The sequence below is a fragment of the Reichenbachiella sp. 5M10 genome (assembly GCF_002742335.1).
In the GTDB taxonomy this organism is placed as follows: domain Bacteria; phylum Bacteroidota; class Bacteroidia; order Cytophagales; family Cyclobacteriaceae; genus Reichenbachiella.
Genome location: NZ_MDGR01000007.1, coordinates 1,068,981 through 1,085,188 on the forward strand (window position 1 = coordinate 1,068,981; position 16,208 = coordinate 1,085,188).

General features: G+C 46.3%; 16 protein-coding genes. 7 read left to right on the forward strand and 9 right to left on the reverse strand.

Features of this window, described 5'->3' with window-relative positions:
* Nucleotides 1-4: 4 nt before the first annotated feature.
* Nucleotides 5-2,299, forward strand: a complete 2,295-nt coding sequence (locus BFP72_RS04415) for a beta-L-arabinofuranosidase domain-containing protein (protein ID WP_158233284.1) — start codon at nt 5-7, stop codon at nt 2,297-2,299.
* Nucleotides 2,300-2,493: 194 nt separating this feature from the next.
* Nucleotides 2,494-3,186, forward strand: coding sequence for an NUDIX domain-containing protein (locus BFP72_RS04420; RefSeq protein WP_099597990.1), 693 nt, complete (start codon nt 2,494-2,496; stop codon nt 3,184-3,186).
* 28 nt (nt 3,187-3,214) lie between these two features.
* Here the strand turns inward: BFP72_RS04420 and BFP72_RS04425 are convergent, their stop codons facing one another.
* From BFP72_RS04425 to BFP72_RS04465, 9 genes are all read right to left on the reverse strand, one after another.
* Nucleotides 3,215-3,865: an SdpI family protein gene (locus tag BFP72_RS04425; protein ID WP_099597991.1), complete on the reverse strand. Its 651-nt coding sequence runs from the start codon at nt 3,863-3,865 to the stop codon at nt 3,215-3,217.
* Nucleotides 3,862-4,116: an autorepressor SdpR family transcription factor gene (locus tag BFP72_RS04430; RefSeq protein ID WP_099597992.1), complete on the reverse strand. Its 255-nt coding sequence runs from the start codon at nt 4,114-4,116 to the stop codon at nt 3,862-3,864. The genes BFP72_RS04425 and BFP72_RS04430 overlap by 4 nt, the downstream gene beginning before the upstream one ends.
* A gap of 230 nt (nt 4,117-4,346) precedes the next feature.
* Nucleotides 4,347-4,544, reverse strand: a complete 198-nt coding sequence (locus tag BFP72_RS04435; RefSeq protein WP_099597993.1) for a hypothetical protein — start codon at nt 4,542-4,544, stop codon at nt 4,347-4,349.
* A gap of 151 nt (nt 4,545-4,695) precedes the next feature.
* Nucleotides 4,696-4,992: a hypothetical protein gene (locus BFP72_RS04440; RefSeq protein ID WP_099597994.1), complete on the reverse strand. Its 297-nt coding sequence runs from the start codon at nt 4,990-4,992 to the stop codon at nt 4,696-4,698.
* Nucleotides 4,993-4,998: 6 nt separating this feature from the next.
* Nucleotides 4,999-6,063, reverse strand: coding sequence for a cytochrome d ubiquinol oxidase subunit II (gene cydB / locus BFP72_RS04445; protein ID WP_099597995.1), 1,065 nt, complete (start codon nt 6,061-6,063; stop codon nt 4,999-5,001).
* 3 nt (nt 6,064-6,066) lie between these two features.
* On the reverse strand, nt 6,067-7,398 hold the full coding sequence (locus tag BFP72_RS04450; protein ID WP_099597996.1) for a cytochrome ubiquinol oxidase subunit I: 1,332 nt from the start codon (nt 7,396-7,398) through the stop codon (nt 6,067-6,069).
* 189 nt (nt 7,399-7,587) lie between these two features.
* Nucleotides 7,588-9,084: an L-arabinose isomerase gene (araA, locus tag BFP72_RS04455; protein WP_099597997.1), complete on the reverse strand. Its 1,497-nt coding sequence runs from the start codon at nt 9,082-9,084 to the stop codon at nt 7,588-7,590.
* A gap of 72 nt (nt 9,085-9,156) precedes the next feature.
* The gene (locus tag BFP72_RS04460) at nt 9,157-9,858 is read right to left on the reverse strand and encodes an L-ribulose-5-phosphate 4-epimerase (RefSeq protein ID WP_099597998.1); all 702 of its coding nucleotides are present in this window, start codon (nt 9,856-9,858) and stop codon (nt 9,157-9,159) included.
* On the reverse strand, nt 9,855-11,507 hold the full coding sequence (locus BFP72_RS04465; protein WP_099597999.1) for a ribulokinase: 1,653 nt from the start codon (nt 11,505-11,507) through the stop codon (nt 9,855-9,857). Before BFP72_RS04465 ends, BFP72_RS04460 begins: the two co-directional genes overlap by 4 nt.
* A gap of 253 nt (nt 11,508-11,760) precedes the next feature.
* Here BFP72_RS04465 and BFP72_RS04470 point away from each other — a divergent pair, with 253 nt between their 5' ends.
* The 5 genes from BFP72_RS04470 to BFP72_RS04490 all read left to right on the forward strand — a co-directional run bounded on the left by BFP72_RS04470 (nt 11,761) and on the right by BFP72_RS04490 (nt 16,161).
* Entirely contained in the window at nt 11,761-12,450 is a 690-nt protein-coding gene (locus tag BFP72_RS04470; protein ID WP_099598000.1) for a response regulator transcription factor, read from the forward strand.
* Complete coding sequence (locus BFP72_RS04475; protein ID WP_099598001.1) at nt 12,447-13,835, forward strand: HAMP domain-containing sensor histidine kinase; 1,389 nt, start codon at nt 12,447-12,449, stop codon at nt 13,833-13,835. Before BFP72_RS04470 ends, BFP72_RS04475 begins: the two co-directional genes overlap by 4 nt.
* A 147-nt stretch (nt 13,836-13,982) precedes the next feature.
* Nucleotides 13,983-14,477, forward strand: coding sequence for a lipocalin family protein (locus BFP72_RS04480; RefSeq protein WP_143519934.1), 495 nt, complete (start codon nt 13,983-13,985; stop codon nt 14,475-14,477).
* Nucleotides 14,461-15,186 (forward strand): YoaK family protein, encoded by a 726-nt coding sequence (locus BFP72_RS04485; RefSeq protein WP_099598003.1) that lies wholly within the window; start codon nt 14,461-14,463, stop codon nt 15,184-15,186. The genes BFP72_RS04480 and BFP72_RS04485 overlap by 17 nt, the downstream gene beginning before the upstream one ends.
* A gap of 363 nt (nt 15,187-15,549) precedes the next feature.
* On the forward strand, nt 15,550-16,161 hold the full coding sequence (locus BFP72_RS04490) for a hypothetical protein (RefSeq protein ID WP_143519935.1): 612 nt from the start codon (nt 15,550-15,552) through the stop codon (nt 16,159-16,161).
* The last annotated feature ends 47 nt before the right edge of the window (nt 16,162-16,208 follow it).

The window sequence follows — 16,208 nt, forward strand, 5'->3', positions numbered from 1 at the left end:
AAGCATGAAACGAATTTATTTTATTCCTTTTCTATTCCTTCTATTCGCTTGCCAACAGCAGGCATCCAGTCCGTCCAACGATAGGTTGGTGCTCACACCAGTAGACATACAGGATGTGCGCTTACTCGATGGCCCCTACCAACACGCGATGATCAAAGACGGCCAGTGGCTGCAAGCGCTGGAGCCTGATCGCCTGCTGCATCGATACCGACTGTATGCTGGGCTGGAGCCAAAAGGTGAAATCTACGGGGGGTGGGAAAGCCGGGGGATTTCGGGGCACTCACTCGGGCACTATATCAGTGCCTGTGCCATGATGTATGCAGCCACGGGAGAGGCGGTGTACAAGGAGCGTGTGGATTACATCACGTCCGAATTGCAGGAATGCCAAGAAGCAATGGCTACCGGCTACATCGGCGCAATCCCGGGTCAGGACAGCGTGTGGCTACAAGTCGCAGCGGGCGACATCCGTTCGCAAGGGTTTGATCTCAATGGACTATGGGTGCCCTGGTACACCCAGCACAAACTGCTCGCTGGATTGGTAGATGCCTATGCGTTCGCCGGCAATGACGCGGCGCTCAGCGTTGCGCGCAAGTTTTCGGATTGGATCGATACGACATTCGATGGACTGACCGAGGAGCAGTTTCAAGAGATGCTGACCTGTGAGTTTGGGGGGATGAACGACATCCTGGCCAAGCTCTATCAAATCACAGGAGATGAAAAATATTTGAAACTGGCGAGACGATTTTATCACCAGTCCGTATTGGATCCACTCGCCAACCAGACGGATCAATTGTCCGGTCAGCACGCCAATACCCAAATCCCTAAAATCGTAGGAGCCGCCAAACTCTATGAGTTGAAAGGAGATACCAAAGACAGCACCATCGCTGCTTATTTCCTACGAACGGTATTGAATGATCACAGTTATGCCAACGGCGGAAACAGTGAGCACGAGCACTTTGGTGCGCCGCGACAGCTCGAGCATCGACTGTCAGAGAGCACCTCAGAGACCTGCAATACCTACAACATGATCAAACTCACCCAGCACGTCAATACATGGGAGTTTGACGGGCAGTGGGGTGACTACATCGAAAAGGCCCTAATCAATCATATCCTGGCCTCTCAAAATCCAGAGACGGGGATGGTCTGCTATTTTGTGCCGCTGGATGCGGGCGGTGAAAAGACCTACAGCGACCCGTTCGATTCGTTTTGGTGCTGCGTAGGGAGCGGTTGGGAAAATCACGCCAAGTATGGAGGACTGATCTACTATGAAGCCCCTGATCAATCCGTGGTGATCGATCAGTACATCGCATCGGCGTTGACGTTAGACCATATTCGCTTGACGCAAAAAAGCGATTACCCCGAGTCAGCCCTTGTTCGGATTGAAATCAAAGACGTGGATGAGGCATTTCAGTCGCTTTACTTAAGAATACCGGCATGGAGCAGGGGGCATCAGGTGACCCTCAATGGTAAGCCCATATCGGGGCTGCTAACCAATGGATATTTGAAATTGGATGAAAAATGGGCCGCAGGCGATGAGATAGCACTGAGCCTGGCCATGGACTTGCACGCTGAGGAGCTACTCGGGTCTGATAAGAAAATAGCCATGTTTTATGGCCCTACCCTTTTGGCGGGAGCATTGCCTCAGGGGATGGAGCCGCATAACTACCCAGTGTTTTTGGCAGATAATGAGGGGTATGACTGGATTGATTGGGATGCTGCCAAGATGAGTGGAAAGACTCAGGTTGGATATCCGCAGGATGTAGTGATGATGCCATTTTATCAGTTGTATGAGCAGCCGTATGTCGTCTATCTCGATCGCTACAACGAGGAGGATTGGGCCAACCACAAGGAAAAAGTCGAAGCAGAACGTCGCGCACAAGAAATCCTCGATACACGGACGATGGATGTCCTGCGCATCGGAGAAATGCAGCCCGAGAGAGATCATGAGCTAGTAGGAGAAAACACCGAATCGGGTGAGGCCTTCAATCGCAAATGGCGACATGCTACCGACGGATGGTTTGCCTTTCAGATGACGGTCGACCCACAGGCGAGCAACGAACTGATGGTCACCTACTGGGGTGGAGATGCCGGCAATCGTGAATTTCAAGTATTGGCAGATGGGCAGATCATAGCTACGCAAAAACTGGAGAGAAACAGACCAGATGAGTTTTATGATGAAGTCTACGAACTACCCCGAAATGTCACCCAAGGCAAACAAAAGGTAAGTATTCGGTTCGAGTCCTTACCAGGGAAGACAGCAGGCGGAGTGTATGGTGTCAGGATGCTCCGAGCCCAGTAGAGGTATCTTCCTTGTTTAGTACATTGGCCATCTGCTTAGGCAATGCGGTTTTCGCACCATACGACAACAGCAATCTTTTGTCAGTAATAGGTAGGGTGAGTGTATGCCTTGACCGTAGAAGAGGGCAAACAATAAGGGATTTGCCTTTGTAGATGCTTTCATCTCTACAGAGATTCGTCTATACTTGTGTGATTATGACACTTTACAAAGAGTACGACCGGTTATTGGTCGCAGTGGATTGTATTATTTTTGGGTTTCATGGTGATAAGCTGAAACTTCTATTGATCAAAAGGGATTTTGAGCCAGAAAAGGGGAAATGGTCCTTGATGGGTGGTTTTGCCAAGAAGTCTGAGAGTTTGGATGATGCGGCTAGCCGTATTTTGTTGGGTTTGACTGGTCTACAAGATGTGTTTTTGGAGCAGCTTTTTTGTTTCAATCAGGTCGATAGAGATCCTGTAGAGCGGACCATCAGTGTCACGTATTATTCGCTCATCAATATCGAGGATCATGACGAGGAGCTGAGCAAGCAACACGATGCGTCGTGGTTTGATTTGGGTGAGATGCCCGATCTTATTTTTGATCACAACGAGATGGTCGATCGAGCACACCAGCGCCTCAAATACAAGGCAGAGCATTACCCCGTAGGGTTCGAACTCCTTCCTCCCAAATTTACTATGCCAGAGCTACAGTCCTTGTACGAAGCGATCTTTGAGACGGAAATGGACAAGCGTAACTTCATCAAGCGCATCGATTCACTTGATATCTTGGTCAAACTAAATGAGAAGAAGCGTACGACAGGTAAGAAAGGGGCTTTCTTGTATCAGTTTGACGAGGACAAGTACCAACAACAACTCAAAACGGGTAATAAGTTTCAAGTGAAGCCTTAGCACTTGTCTCGAATGCAGCCTAATAGACCTATGAACTGGGCTTTGTGATCCGTTTGAAATCTACGTAGGAATAGACTACTGGGATCAACGTGATCAGAAGTGTAATCCCTATGAAAGCATACATGTTGAATGGGGCGTTGAACAACAGGCTGGTACAGATAATCACTAGACCTCCAGCAAACCATATTTTTCCGCCTAGACGATGGGTGTTTTTCCATACGGTTTCGTTTTCGAGTGTCCAAGGTGTGCGTATACCGATGAAATAATTGGCTTTGACGGTTTGGAAATAATTGCCAAATACGAAAAATATTGCTCCGATGACTACAAAAATCAAATCAACGGTAGATAGGGAAGGGTGCTGTATGGAATAGAGTATGACCCCTGTTAGGATTGTCATCAGGAGGGTCAGGAGGTTTCTCAACTGATTGAATTTGCCTCCCATCTGTTGGATCTTTTTCTTGGGGTCGATCAAGGGCATGATTGCGAAAGTCAGGTAAGTGAATAGTCCGATCGAGGCGATGATGAATAGTTCCAGTCTGGAACCATAGCGATCGACCTCCCCTTGGATGTTCCAGTGTACAGGGACTTGCTCTGGTAGTGTCTCGTAGATGACGCCTAAGTATAGTATAGGCAGTAGCGTGATGAGGATATAGAATCCTTCCTTTTTGAAGTTTTTCATGATTTTACGGTTAGGATCCATGTCAATAGATCGTCCAAAATAGTGGTGTTGAGCGAGTACATGACGAACTGTCCTTTCTTTTCTCCAGTGATGAGGTCAGCTTGTTTGAGTATGTCCAGATGGTGAGAGATACTGGGTTTGGAGATTTGAAATCGATCTGCGATCTCCCCAGCATTCATTTCCCCGTCTTTCAGCATTTCAATGATTTCTCGTCGTGTCTCGTCGTTCAATGCCTTGAATAGTTTGTTCATTAATTAAACATTTAGATAAATATCTAATTATTAAGTGAGAAAAGCAAAATTATTCATTTGAAATGATTGAGACGATGAGAGTGTCCTGTGGAATAGGGAAACAGGCTGACCCAAAGTATGATGCTACTAAATCAGCGGTTGATCAAGGCTGGACGGGAAGTGAGTAGCTGGGCATGGACACACCAAGACAATGTAGTGATACCCATAGAGGGGTACACATGGATTGGCCTCTAGTATTGTTTAGCGGGGCCTGCGTGTTTTTGCAATTTCTTCGATTGCTTGCCTTTTTTCTTGTCAAGTTTGCGAGCGTGAGGTAGATCCATCCAGTCTGTTTGGTATTTGCGTGAGGCACAGGAGCTAAATGAAGCTAAGAAATAGATGGAGAGTATGCTTAGGATATAGAAGGACTTTTTCTTTAGTGTGATCATAGCTGTATTTATTGGTTAAATATTACTTATCATATAATAATTTGTAATATTACTATATTGAAAGCAGAATACATAATGACGATATGACAACTTTGGGGCCAAGTGTCGGGTTTGGGACCTAGGTGTATTGCCTAAATGTAAGGGGAACGGGTTAGGGGAGGAACTGTCGCTGGATGAAGCGGGAGAAGATCACAGCACCAAAACCACTGATTAGGGAAATCAACAAGTTGAGAAGTAGAAGAGGGCTGTCTACCTGTTGGTCGACGATGATGTAGGAGGGACTGAATCCCAGTCTACCCAGACTTTTGACCAAGAAGACACTGCCAAATACGCCTGCTATGGTGTTGCCTGTCAAGCCAAAGCTGAGTCGTGGCAATAGCACTGTGGTGAGGTGGGCACCTAAGATGCCACACCCGATACTGAGCAGGGATAGACCGGACTCTAGCATATTAGATCAGTGGCCATAGTCCATGTCATCGATTTTGCCTCCTAGGAGTTTCTTTTGTACTACAGTGTAGACTGCTACGAGTAGGATGCCAAGGATCACCCAGCCGACTGCCACAGAAAGCCCGTATTCAGAGGTGGTGGTGTTGTAGATGGTGAGTGCGTCGTTGAGATCATTGGTAGAGGGTAGAATCACCGGGAAGATCGAGGCAAGTGAAGAGGTGATACCTCCGATGATTACGAGAGACGAGCTGCAGAACCTGAGCCAATCGGTCGGTGCGAAAAATAACCCAGTGATCCCTGTCAAATAGATCAACGGAAAAACGATATAGATAGGATGGTCAGCGAAGTTGCCAAAGGGGCTGGGGTTTATGACGTGCCATACGAGTAGGGAAAATATCGTCAGTGCAATCAGCGTCATACTGAGCCGAAAGGTGACCTTTTTGAGCTGTTCGTTGATGCTGGCGTTGGTTTTGAGGCGAATCCAGTTGGCACCATGGATCGCTAGAGTCACTACCGCGATGAGTCCGATGATGACAGTGAACCAGTCTATGACTCCTGGGTGTACGCCACTTGGACTGAATCCATCGTTCCATAGTGGGAGGAAAAAGTAGTGTGCTTCGTACATAGATACACCATTTTCTACACCACCGAGATTGACACCTCGGACGATATTGCCGAGCCCAATGCCAAAGAAAAGAGCCATGAGAAGGCTGGCTACTCCGAAGGACTTGTCCCAAATGGATTTCCACATGGGATAGTCAAACTGTCCTCGCAGCTCTAGGCCTATGGCACGGAAGATGATCAACCAAAGCACGAGAATCAAGGGGAGGTAAAAGCCACTGAATACTGAGGCGTAATAGGTAGGGAAGGCCATGAACATGAGTCCGCCTCCTGCGACAAGCCATACTTCGTTGGAGTCCCAAAACAGGCCCGCCGCCTTGGCGATGACTTCTTTGTCTTTTTCTTCTTTGGCAAAAAATAAATGAATGATGCCTGTACCGAAATCATATCCGTCTAGGATAAAAAAAGTGGTCAGGACGATGGCGATGATGATAAACCAAAAGAGTTCCATGTGTTAGTGTTTTTGAGGGTGAGGTCCAGTGTAGATGGTTTTTCCGACAAGGAGTAAAAACAGCAGGCCTAGCAATAGGTAAAGTCCTACAAATCCGAGCAGGGTAAAGAGGGTATTGCCCGATGAGACGGTGGGTGAGATGCCCTCGATGGTACGGAGGAGTCCATGGACAAGGTAGGGTTGTCTGCCAAGCTCAGCTACATACCAACCGGTGATGTTGGCGATGTAGGGGAAGGGAAATAGAAATAAGATGACCCAAAGTAGAGGGGCAGTACTATAGAGCTTTTTGCGCCAAAGCAGGAAAGCAGCCAAGACCATCACAGCGATGAATATGGTGCCTAGACCTACCATCATGTGATAGGAGTAGTAGAGGGCAGGGATGTTGTCTGGGAGTTCGTTTGGATCAAATTCGTTCATGCCGATGACCTGCTTGTCCCACTCTTGGTAGGTGAGAAAACTGAGGACGTTGGGTACAGCGATTTTGTTGTCTAGTTTCTTCTCGACCATGTTGGGTTGGCCGATGAGGACGATTTCTGCACCTCCTTCTTCGGTTTCGAAGATGCCTTCCATCGCCGCAAATGCTGCGGGTTGGTGTTTGGCTACATTCTTGGCATTCCAGTCACCAGTAGGGAAGGCCACCAATAGACTAGATACGAGTCCGAAGAGAATACCTGTCCTGAGGAAGAGTTTGCCGTATGCGACGTTGGATTCGCTCAGGAGGTAGAATGCCCCGATGCTCGCCACGACGAAGGAGGAGGTGACGACAGAGGCCATTTGGTTGTGAAGGAAGGCGGGGAGTAGCCAGGGATTGCTGAAGAGCGCGGAGAAGTGGGTCAAGACAAATTTGCCATTGGCAAGGATCTCATATCCTACAGGGTGCTGCATCCAGGCATTGGTGGCGAGGATGAAGTAGCCACTGGCCCAAGAACCGAGGAAGACCAAGAACCCGGTGAGTAGATGAAGTTTTTGCCCCATGAGCTTTTCACCGAAGATGAACAGGGCCAAGAAGGACGATTCGAGGAAGAAGGAAAAGGTGCCTTCCATGGCAAGGGTCTGCCCGATGATACCTCCTGTCAGTTCGGAGAACTTGGCCCAGTTGGTGCCAAACTGAAACTCCATTGGGATACCGGTCACGACTCCCATGGTGAAGTTGATGGCGAAGATCTTCATGAAGAAACGCGCGGCATCATTGTAGGTTTCGGTTTGGGTACGGAGGTACTGCCACTTGAAGTAGACAATGATCAGTGATAGTCCCATAGTGAGTTGGGGAAACAGGTAGTGAAAGGTGATAGTGAATGCAAACTGCAGCCTATCGTAGAATATCATATCTTCCATGTCCGAGGGTTAGAATGAGCTGCCAAAGTTAATGGCTATTGGGGTTTGACCACAGAGATTTGGGAGGGAAGTTTGCAGCCAATGATGACAATTTGGAAGTCGAACATAGGGTGTCTCTCTACTCGCTCAATAAAAAAGAGGTGCCTCTACAAGCACCTCTCCAAACTATATTACTAATTACTAAAAACTCTATTTTACTTGTCTGTAGACGTTGTTGTGCTGGAGTGTGTTTTTGAAATCACGAATGTTCGTGTTTTCATCGATGGTCACGATTTCTAGGTCTACCATGTCGGCATAGTCTTCTAGGTATTCATTGCCTAGGTTTTGACTGTATACTGTGTGGTGTGCACCACCTGCCAAGATCCAAGCTTGCGCCGCAATCTCTAGGTTTGGTTTGGCGTCCCAAAGTACACGTGCTGTGGGTAAGTGGGGTAGGTCTTGCTCAGGAGCAGTTCCTTCGACGTTGTTGACGATCATACGCATGCGGCCACCCATGTCTACCACTGAAGCGTTGAGTGCTTTGCCAGCCGCCGCGTCAAACACCAGCCTGACAGGATCTTCTTTGCCACCAATGCCAAGTGGGTGCACCTCACATTTGACTTTTTCACCGCTGATCGATGGGCAGATTTCCAACATATGAGACCCGAGTACTCTGTCGCCGTTGGTGCTGAAGTGGTAAGTGTAGTCCTCCATAAACGAGTTGCCTCCTTTCATGCCAGCTGCCATGACTTTCATGGTACGGACAAGCGCAGCTGTTTTCCAGTCACCCTCTCCGGCGAAACCATAGCCGTCAGCCATCAGTCGTTGTGAAGCGATACCTGGCAATTGCTTCATGCCGTATAGGTTTTCGAAGGTATCGGTGAATGCTGTGAAGCCGCCCTCAGTCATGAAACTTCGCATACCGATTTCGATTCTTGCAGCATCTTCGAGGGATGCTCTTTGTGCACCTCCCGTTTGGATGGCGTCCGCCAAAGTATATGTTGCTTCGTATTCTTCGATCAAGGCTTTGACTTGTGCATCAGTGGCTGATTCGATGTGTGCTACCACATCACCTACTCCATATCCGTTGGTCGAGTAGCCAAATTTGATTTGTGCTTCTACTTTGTCTCCTTCAGTGACTGCTACTTCGCGCATGTTGTCCCCGATACGAGCGACTTTGCCATGTTGTGCGTCGTGGTGTGCTGATGCGACGCGAGTCCATACATTGATTTGCTCTACGACGCGCTCGTCTTGCCAGTGGCCTACGACTACCTTTCTATTGATGCCAAGTCTCGTACAGATGAATCCAAACTCACGATCACCGTGTGCCGATTGGTTGAGGTTCATGAAGTCCATGTCAATCGTAGACCAAGGAATTTCCGCATTGTACTGCGTGTGCAGATGGAGAAAAGGCTTGTTGAGTGCTTTCAAACCATTGATCCACATTTTCGCTGGGGAGAAGGTGTGCATCCATAGCACCAATCCGATACAGTGCTCTGAGTTGTTGGATTCTAGGCAGATTTTGGTGATTTCTTCTGGAGTCGTCACGACCCCTTTGTATACTATTTCTACAGGGATATTGTTGTGTGCATCCAATGATTTTGCGATTTCTTCGGAGTGAGCAGCTACTTGTTTGAGTGTCTCTGGACCGTAGAGGTGCTGAGACCCTGTCACGAACCAAACTTGATTTTTTTCTATTGATATCATTGTGTTAATCGTTTTCTATTCAAATTATTAGGGGGCTGTGGTATACAAAGCTTATTGTATTGTTTGTGTGGTTTACGACTGACCGTAATAAGCCCCTTTGCCGTGTTTGCGCTCGTAGTGTTTCTTTTTGAGAGACTCTTTGAGGCGTGGTGCTTCTGGATGGATTGTCTTGGTAATCCAAGCCATCTTGGCGACTTCTTCGAGTACGGCAGAGTGGTACACGGCTTTTTTTACATCTTTGCCCCAAGTAAATGGAGCGTGATTTGCCACGATTACCATGGGTACTTCTTCTGGGGTGATGTGCTTGTCTTTGAAGCAATTTATGATCTGAAACCCCGTCTCATACTCATAGTCTCCTTCGATCATCTCGTCGGTCATCACAGGAGCACAAGGGATGTCAAATGCCAAGTGATCGGCGTGGGTCGTTCCGTAAATTGGGATGTCCAATTGTGTCTGCGCCCATGCCGTAGCATGTGTCGAGTGCGTATGCACAATCCCACCGATGCTCTCCCAATTTTTGTAAAGTACCGCATGGGTTTTAGTATCGGATGATGGCCGCATGTTGCCTTCTATGATGTTGTTGTCAAAATCAACAATCACCATGTCCTCGACTTTCAAGTCTTCGTAGGGCACCCCACTGGGCTTAATCGCAAAGACCTTTTTGTCTCTGTCAACAGCACTGGCATTGCCAAAAGTGAACAGCACCAATCCCAGTTGAGGCAACTGCATGTTAGCGTCGTAGGCTTCTTGTTTTATTTTCTGATATGGGCTCATTGCATGGTTATTTTTTCGATTGATTCTCCTAGTTGACAGTACTTTACGTACAGCTGTGCATAGACTTCTGCTTTGTCCGCATTGGGCTGATAGGTCTTCTCAAAACCACCCCCCATGGCCTTCATCGCTTGTTCTACTTTCTCATATTTGCCTGCTGCGACTGCCGCAAACATCGCCGCTCCTAGAGCACAAGTCTGCTCTGAGCTAGCCACTTTGATGGGCATCTGCATGACATCAGAGAGCGTCTGCATCACGAGTTTGGACTTCTTGGCGATCCCTCCGAGCGCGATGACGCCTTTGATTTCGACTCCTTCGTCTGCAAAGCGATCCGAGATGCGTTTGGCACCAAAGCATGTCGCTTCGACCAGACTCTTGAATAATCGTGGCGCGTCTGTGCCGAGATTGATACCAGAGAGTACACCTTTGAGTGCTTGATTGGCGTCCGGAGTTCTGCGTCCATTCATCCAGTCGAGTGCTACCGGGTCAGTGGCATTTGTTTCTAGTTGTGCTGCAGCTTCTGCGAGGGCGGGGATGATTTTATCATCCAGTTCTGTAGCATATTGCTCCTTCAACTCCGTACTCATGTGCTCTACGGGCCAGAGCAACAGTCGCTTGAACCACGCATAGACATCTCCAAAAGCAGATTGCCCCGCTTCCAGACCGAGCATGTTTGGGATCACTGACCCGTTGACTTGCCCACAAATCCCCTTAACTAGATGCTCTTTGGCCTCCAAAGGAGCTACCATGATGTCGCAAGTAGAAGTCCCGATGATTTTGCTGAGGTAGCCTGGCTCGATCTCGCCACCTACAGCTCCCATGTGGCAATCAAATGCCCCCACGGCAACTACCACATCCGTGGAAAGACCCAGCTTGTTGGCCCATTCGGTAGACAAGTGGCCTACAGTTTCATCAGAGCTATAGGTGTTTTCTAAAAGTTCGGTGCGAAACTCCGCAAAGCTCGAATCGATCTGTGTCAAGTAGCTTTTGGGTGGTACACCATGGTAGTCTTTGTGCCAGAGAGCCTTGTGCCCTGCTGCGCAGACGCTACGTTTTACATTTTCTGCTTTGTTTCCTCCTGTGAGGAGAAACGGAATCCAATCACAGTGCTCTACCCAAGTATATGCGGCAGATTTGATGGCAGGATCTACGCGATTGGTGTGTGCTATTTTAGCCCAGTACCATTCGGAAGAGTATATCCCTCCGACGTATTTGAGGTAGTCTTCGTCTGATTGTGTGTTGAGTGCGTTGATCTCCGTGGCTTCTTGGAGTGCCGTGTGGTCCTTCCAAAGGTGAAACATGGCGTTTGGATTCTCTGCATACGCAGGGTTGAGAGCTAGCGGGGTGCCCGCTGCGTCAACTGGCACGGGTGTAGACCCTGTGGTGTCTACCCCGATACCGATTACGTTTTTGCTCACCGCTGACCCGGCTTCTTGCATGGATCGGGTAACCACATCGGTCATTGCCTCTATATAATCGAGAGGGTGTTGTCTAAACTGGTTGTCGTGGGGGATGCAATACTGACCCTCTGCCCATCGCGGGTAGTTGCACACTGCAGTAGCTACTTCTTCACCTGTCTCCACATTGACGACCAGCGCTCTGACACTGTCAGAGCCAAAGTCTAGCCCAATGGTATATTGTTCTCCTTTCATTGTTTGCTTTTTTATTCGTGTACGATTCACACTTATTAGACAAATATAGCAACTTTTAATAAAGTGTTTATTTTACACTTGTAAAATTTATAGAAGCATCAAATGAGACAAAGAATGAAAATAACCGCTATGGTGAAATCAAAGACATGGAGATGGGTTTTGTCATATGAGAAGACGGAGGTGCATCAGTTTGGAAAATCTGCGTATCTTTTCGCCGTAGTTTACAAATGATCAATCAAGAAAATAAGCATAGGTGAAGAAGATATTGCTGGTAGAGGATGATAGTCATGTTTGTGCATTTATCAACAAGGGACTAACAGAAGAGGCCTACGAAGTGACAGTGGTCATGGATGGGCAGCAAGGGTTGGATTTGGCTCTGGCCAATACATATGATATGATTATTCTCGATATCATGCTGCCTACACTCAACGGTTTGGATGTCTGCAAGGGAATCCGTCAAGCCAAGATCGAAGTGCCTATTCTTTTCTTGACCGCTTTAGGTAGTACTGAAAATGTCGTCATGGGCTTGGATTCGGGTGCGGACGACTATTTGGCCAAACCTTTTAAGTTTATTGAATTGTTGGCAAGAATGCGGACCTTGCTACGCCGCTCCCACAACAGTTCGGACGCTATGCCCGAAGAGACCTATCGGTTTGCAGATGTAGAAGTCAATGATGAGACCAAAACAGTACGGCGCAACGGAGTAGAGATTTCCTTGACGTCTACAGAGTATAGGCTCTTGCTTATGTTTCTCAAAAATCCTCGTAGGGTGCTATCTCGGATGGCTATCCTAGAGCAAGTATGGGGAGTAGATTTTGATATGGGGACCAATGTCGTAGATGTCTATGTCAACTACCTACGCAAAAAAATGGAGCGACATACTCCCAAACGTCTGATACAAACGGTGATTGGTATGGGGTATGTCTTGAAAGAAGAAGAATGAAAATTCAGAACAAAATCATCGCAGTACTGCTGGTCGTATTCGTTTCGTATACCTTATTGTTCAGTGGGTTTATCTACTATTCGATTTTTGATTATGCGTTCATGGATTTTTATAAGCGCCTGGAGATACGAGCCATCACGACGGCCAAGATTTTTGTAGAACATGAGACGGAGGTACAGGTGATTAGCGAATTGCGACAAGAGTATTTGGAAAAACTGCCTGATGAGAAGATCGATATTTTTGAGCTAACCGAACTGTACCATAGTCCTCACAAGCATGATCTCAGTGCTTTTCGAAAGGATTTTATCAACGATATTCTGAACAAAGGAAAAGGGAGTTACAACGATCAACGTATATTTTATTTTGGCATGATCTACGAATCTGCAGCTGGTCACAAGTATGTCGTGATTGCTTCGGCAGAGAATTATTTCATCACACATCACATTTCCTATTTCCGAAATATCCTCATCATTTCTTTGTTGATTGCTTTTGTGATCATCTTCTTAGTGGCCTATTTGTTTTCACAAAAAATCATCCAGCCCATCAAAGACATCATCCAAAAAGTGAAGGAAATCAGTTCGGGCAATTTGCACATGAGACTGAAACTGGGAGTAGACAAGGACGATACTATCGGGAATTTGGCGAAGACCTTCAATGATATGCTCAACCGTCTTGAGACGTCGTTTGAGAGTCAGAAGAACTTCATCAGCAATGCTTCTCATGAGCTCAATACACCACTCACCTCTATCATCGGAGAAGCCGATGTGGCTCTGAGCAAGATGAGGACCAGTGACTACTACATCGAGTCGCTCATGACCATACTCGAGGAGGCAGAAAAACTCAATAAAAAGACCCATGCGCTATTGATGCTCGCTCAGACAGGGTTTGATGGCAAGAAGCAAGAGTTCGTACGTTTCCGGATCGATCAGTTGATCCTAGATGTGAAAGAAACTGTCGAAAAGATCAATCCAAACAGTAAGGTCAACATAGATTTTAATCTGCTGCCATCCAATCCAGACCTACTCAAAGTAGACGGAAATGAGGCGTTGTTGCACCTGGCTTTGAGCAATTTGATCTTGAATGGCTGCAAGTATTCAGGCAATCAACCCGTACGGGTGGCGCTCGGTGTGTCTAGCGATCAGATCATCATACTGATCAAGGATACTGGTATAGGTATCCCTGCTGAGGATTTGCAGTTCATCTACGACCCTTATTTTCGAGCATCCAACACCAAGAATCATGAAGGGTACGGGATAGGCATGCCTCTGGCTCGAAATATCATATTGATGCATCAAGGGAAACTACAGGTCCACTCGGAAATCAATCGTGGGACTGTCGTGCGAGTGATTCTCAAACCTTCCCCAAAACCCATAGATACGGAGTAAGGGTATTGATTTAAGCTTCTTCTTAGAGATTCTAATCTCATCTTAATCTCGTTTTTACTTCATCTTAAGGTTGCACTTCTACTTTTGATTTTGAAGACTGGGATCAGTTCAATTGGTCAGGTCACAAATCAACTAAAAAGAGAAAGTATGAAATTGGCAATAATATATATGGCGGTGGCATCAGCAATGGTCGGATTGATCACCGTGATGCTTACTTCTGGGGAGCACCCTCATGACCACTTGGTCGGTACTTGGAAAGAAACAGCTTGGCACTACGAGAAACTCGATGTAGAAGAGGATCACGAAGGATCAATATCGCTAGAGATCGATCATCAAATGAAACGGGAGATCAGCGAACAAATGGTAATACACAAAGCAGAGGTATGGCATTTTCGGTCCAATGGAGAGATCGGCTTGTACGATGAGTCAGGCAATGGGAAAAAACTGGATTGGAGACTTAAGGGAAGAGGAAACATCCTCAAACTAGTCGATGAGAACAATTCCTTTGAGCATTATAGCATCAAAAGCTTAAGTGAGAACCGTATGGAAATTCATTTTTCCACAGATATTGGGGCAAGAGGTGTAGTGAAGATGATTTTTGAGAAGTTGCCGAATACAATTACATATGCTGAGGAAATTTGATAACAATAGGTCACTAAGTGATAACATCAAACTAGGAGCACTGACGGCCATGTCCGCAGGGATGGTCAACGTGACTTCAGTCATCGTTTTTTTTGCTTATACTTCCAATGTGACGGGGCACTATGCCGTACTCGCAGAAGAGATATCCAAGGGCAACTGGTACCAAGCAGGGATCGTAGCTACTTGGATTTTGCTCTTTTTCTTCGGGGGATTTTTGGCAAACTTCATCATCATCAATGTCAATCGGATCAACGTCTACTATGCACATGCTTTGCCGTTGATTTTAGAAATCATGTGCCTCTTGGTAGTAGGGGGGTATTTGCAGTTTTATTATCTAGAGACGTTGGTGGAGACTGAGATATTGGTAGGATTTATGCTGCTGGCGATGGGGATACAAAACGGCCTCACGGCGAGTATTTCTAACTCGACGGTCAAGACTACTCACCTTACAGGTCTCACGACAGATTTGGGTATGCTGTTTTCGATGTTTACTCAGCGCGAGTTTAGACAAAAGAAGCATCTACGAGACAAAGCCAAGATTCAGGTTTCTATCATGGTCTCCTACTTGCTCGGGGGGATCGCGGCGGGGGTTGTGTATCTTCAGATATCCTTTCAAGTCTTTTATATCGTGTGCGTGTTTTTGTTTTTCATCATCTGTTACGATTATTTTCAGTTGCGTGTAAGTATGCGAAAGAGCAAAGACAGTTAAGAATTTTCATAAGTTTAGTGAAAGGTAGAGTCGTCTGGTACGACTCTATTTTTTTGTAGAAACACGTCGCTCGTGCCAGAACTGTCTCGGGACTTCACAGAAATATTTTTTGCCATACAGAATAGCTGCAGTATTGACTGCTCTTCCTTGTCTGAGTACTTACTTAATACTACCCAATTGCTGGTACGAGAAGATAATCCCTGATCGATGCATTGCTAGGGTATCGGTTATTGTATGGGGACTAGGACATATGAGGTGTTTTTTGATGAATGTTTTCGACATGTGTATATACTGGCGTGGTAATTGCATATAGCGGCTCAGGGGTATTTATATTTTTTTCAATCAAAATCTAAACTTAATAACATGAGAAAATCATTGTTAACTCTTTTGTGTCTTTCTATGTCTTACTTTTCGATCGCGCAAGACACTACCAAACAGAAGGAAATTGGACTACTTTTTAGTAACCTTGACAGTTTCGGACTTACTTTTAAAATGGGAACGGATCGTGCCATGTGGAGATTCAACACGCTATCACTGAAAAATTATCAATCGAAAAATGAATCTGATAGTATTGATAGTAAGGACACGTCAAATGGGGTTTCTGTTCAAATAGGTAGAGAATACCGGAAAGAGATTGTGGATAATTTGGAGTTGAGAGTTGGAGCAGACATATCATTTAGCTACAGTTCTTCCAAACATACTTTTGATAATAAGAGAGTAGATCCCTTTACAAGACAAACCGAGATTACACATTATACCCCTGGAATTAACCTAGTATTAGGTTTCAATTACGTCTTTAAAGAAAGTCTAGTTTTCGGGGTGGAGTTGTTACCAGGTTTTACTTATTCGACGGGGACACAAATACTCAAGGATACTTGGGATGGCAATGTAGAGAAGACCGAAACTGACCTATCGAGTTATTCTGTTGGGTTGTCCAACTCGGCGGCTAGGTTGTCTGTGTCGTACAGGTTCTAAAGGTACAATTCATAAAACAGATACAATCTTGATCCTTTAGAGGAGTA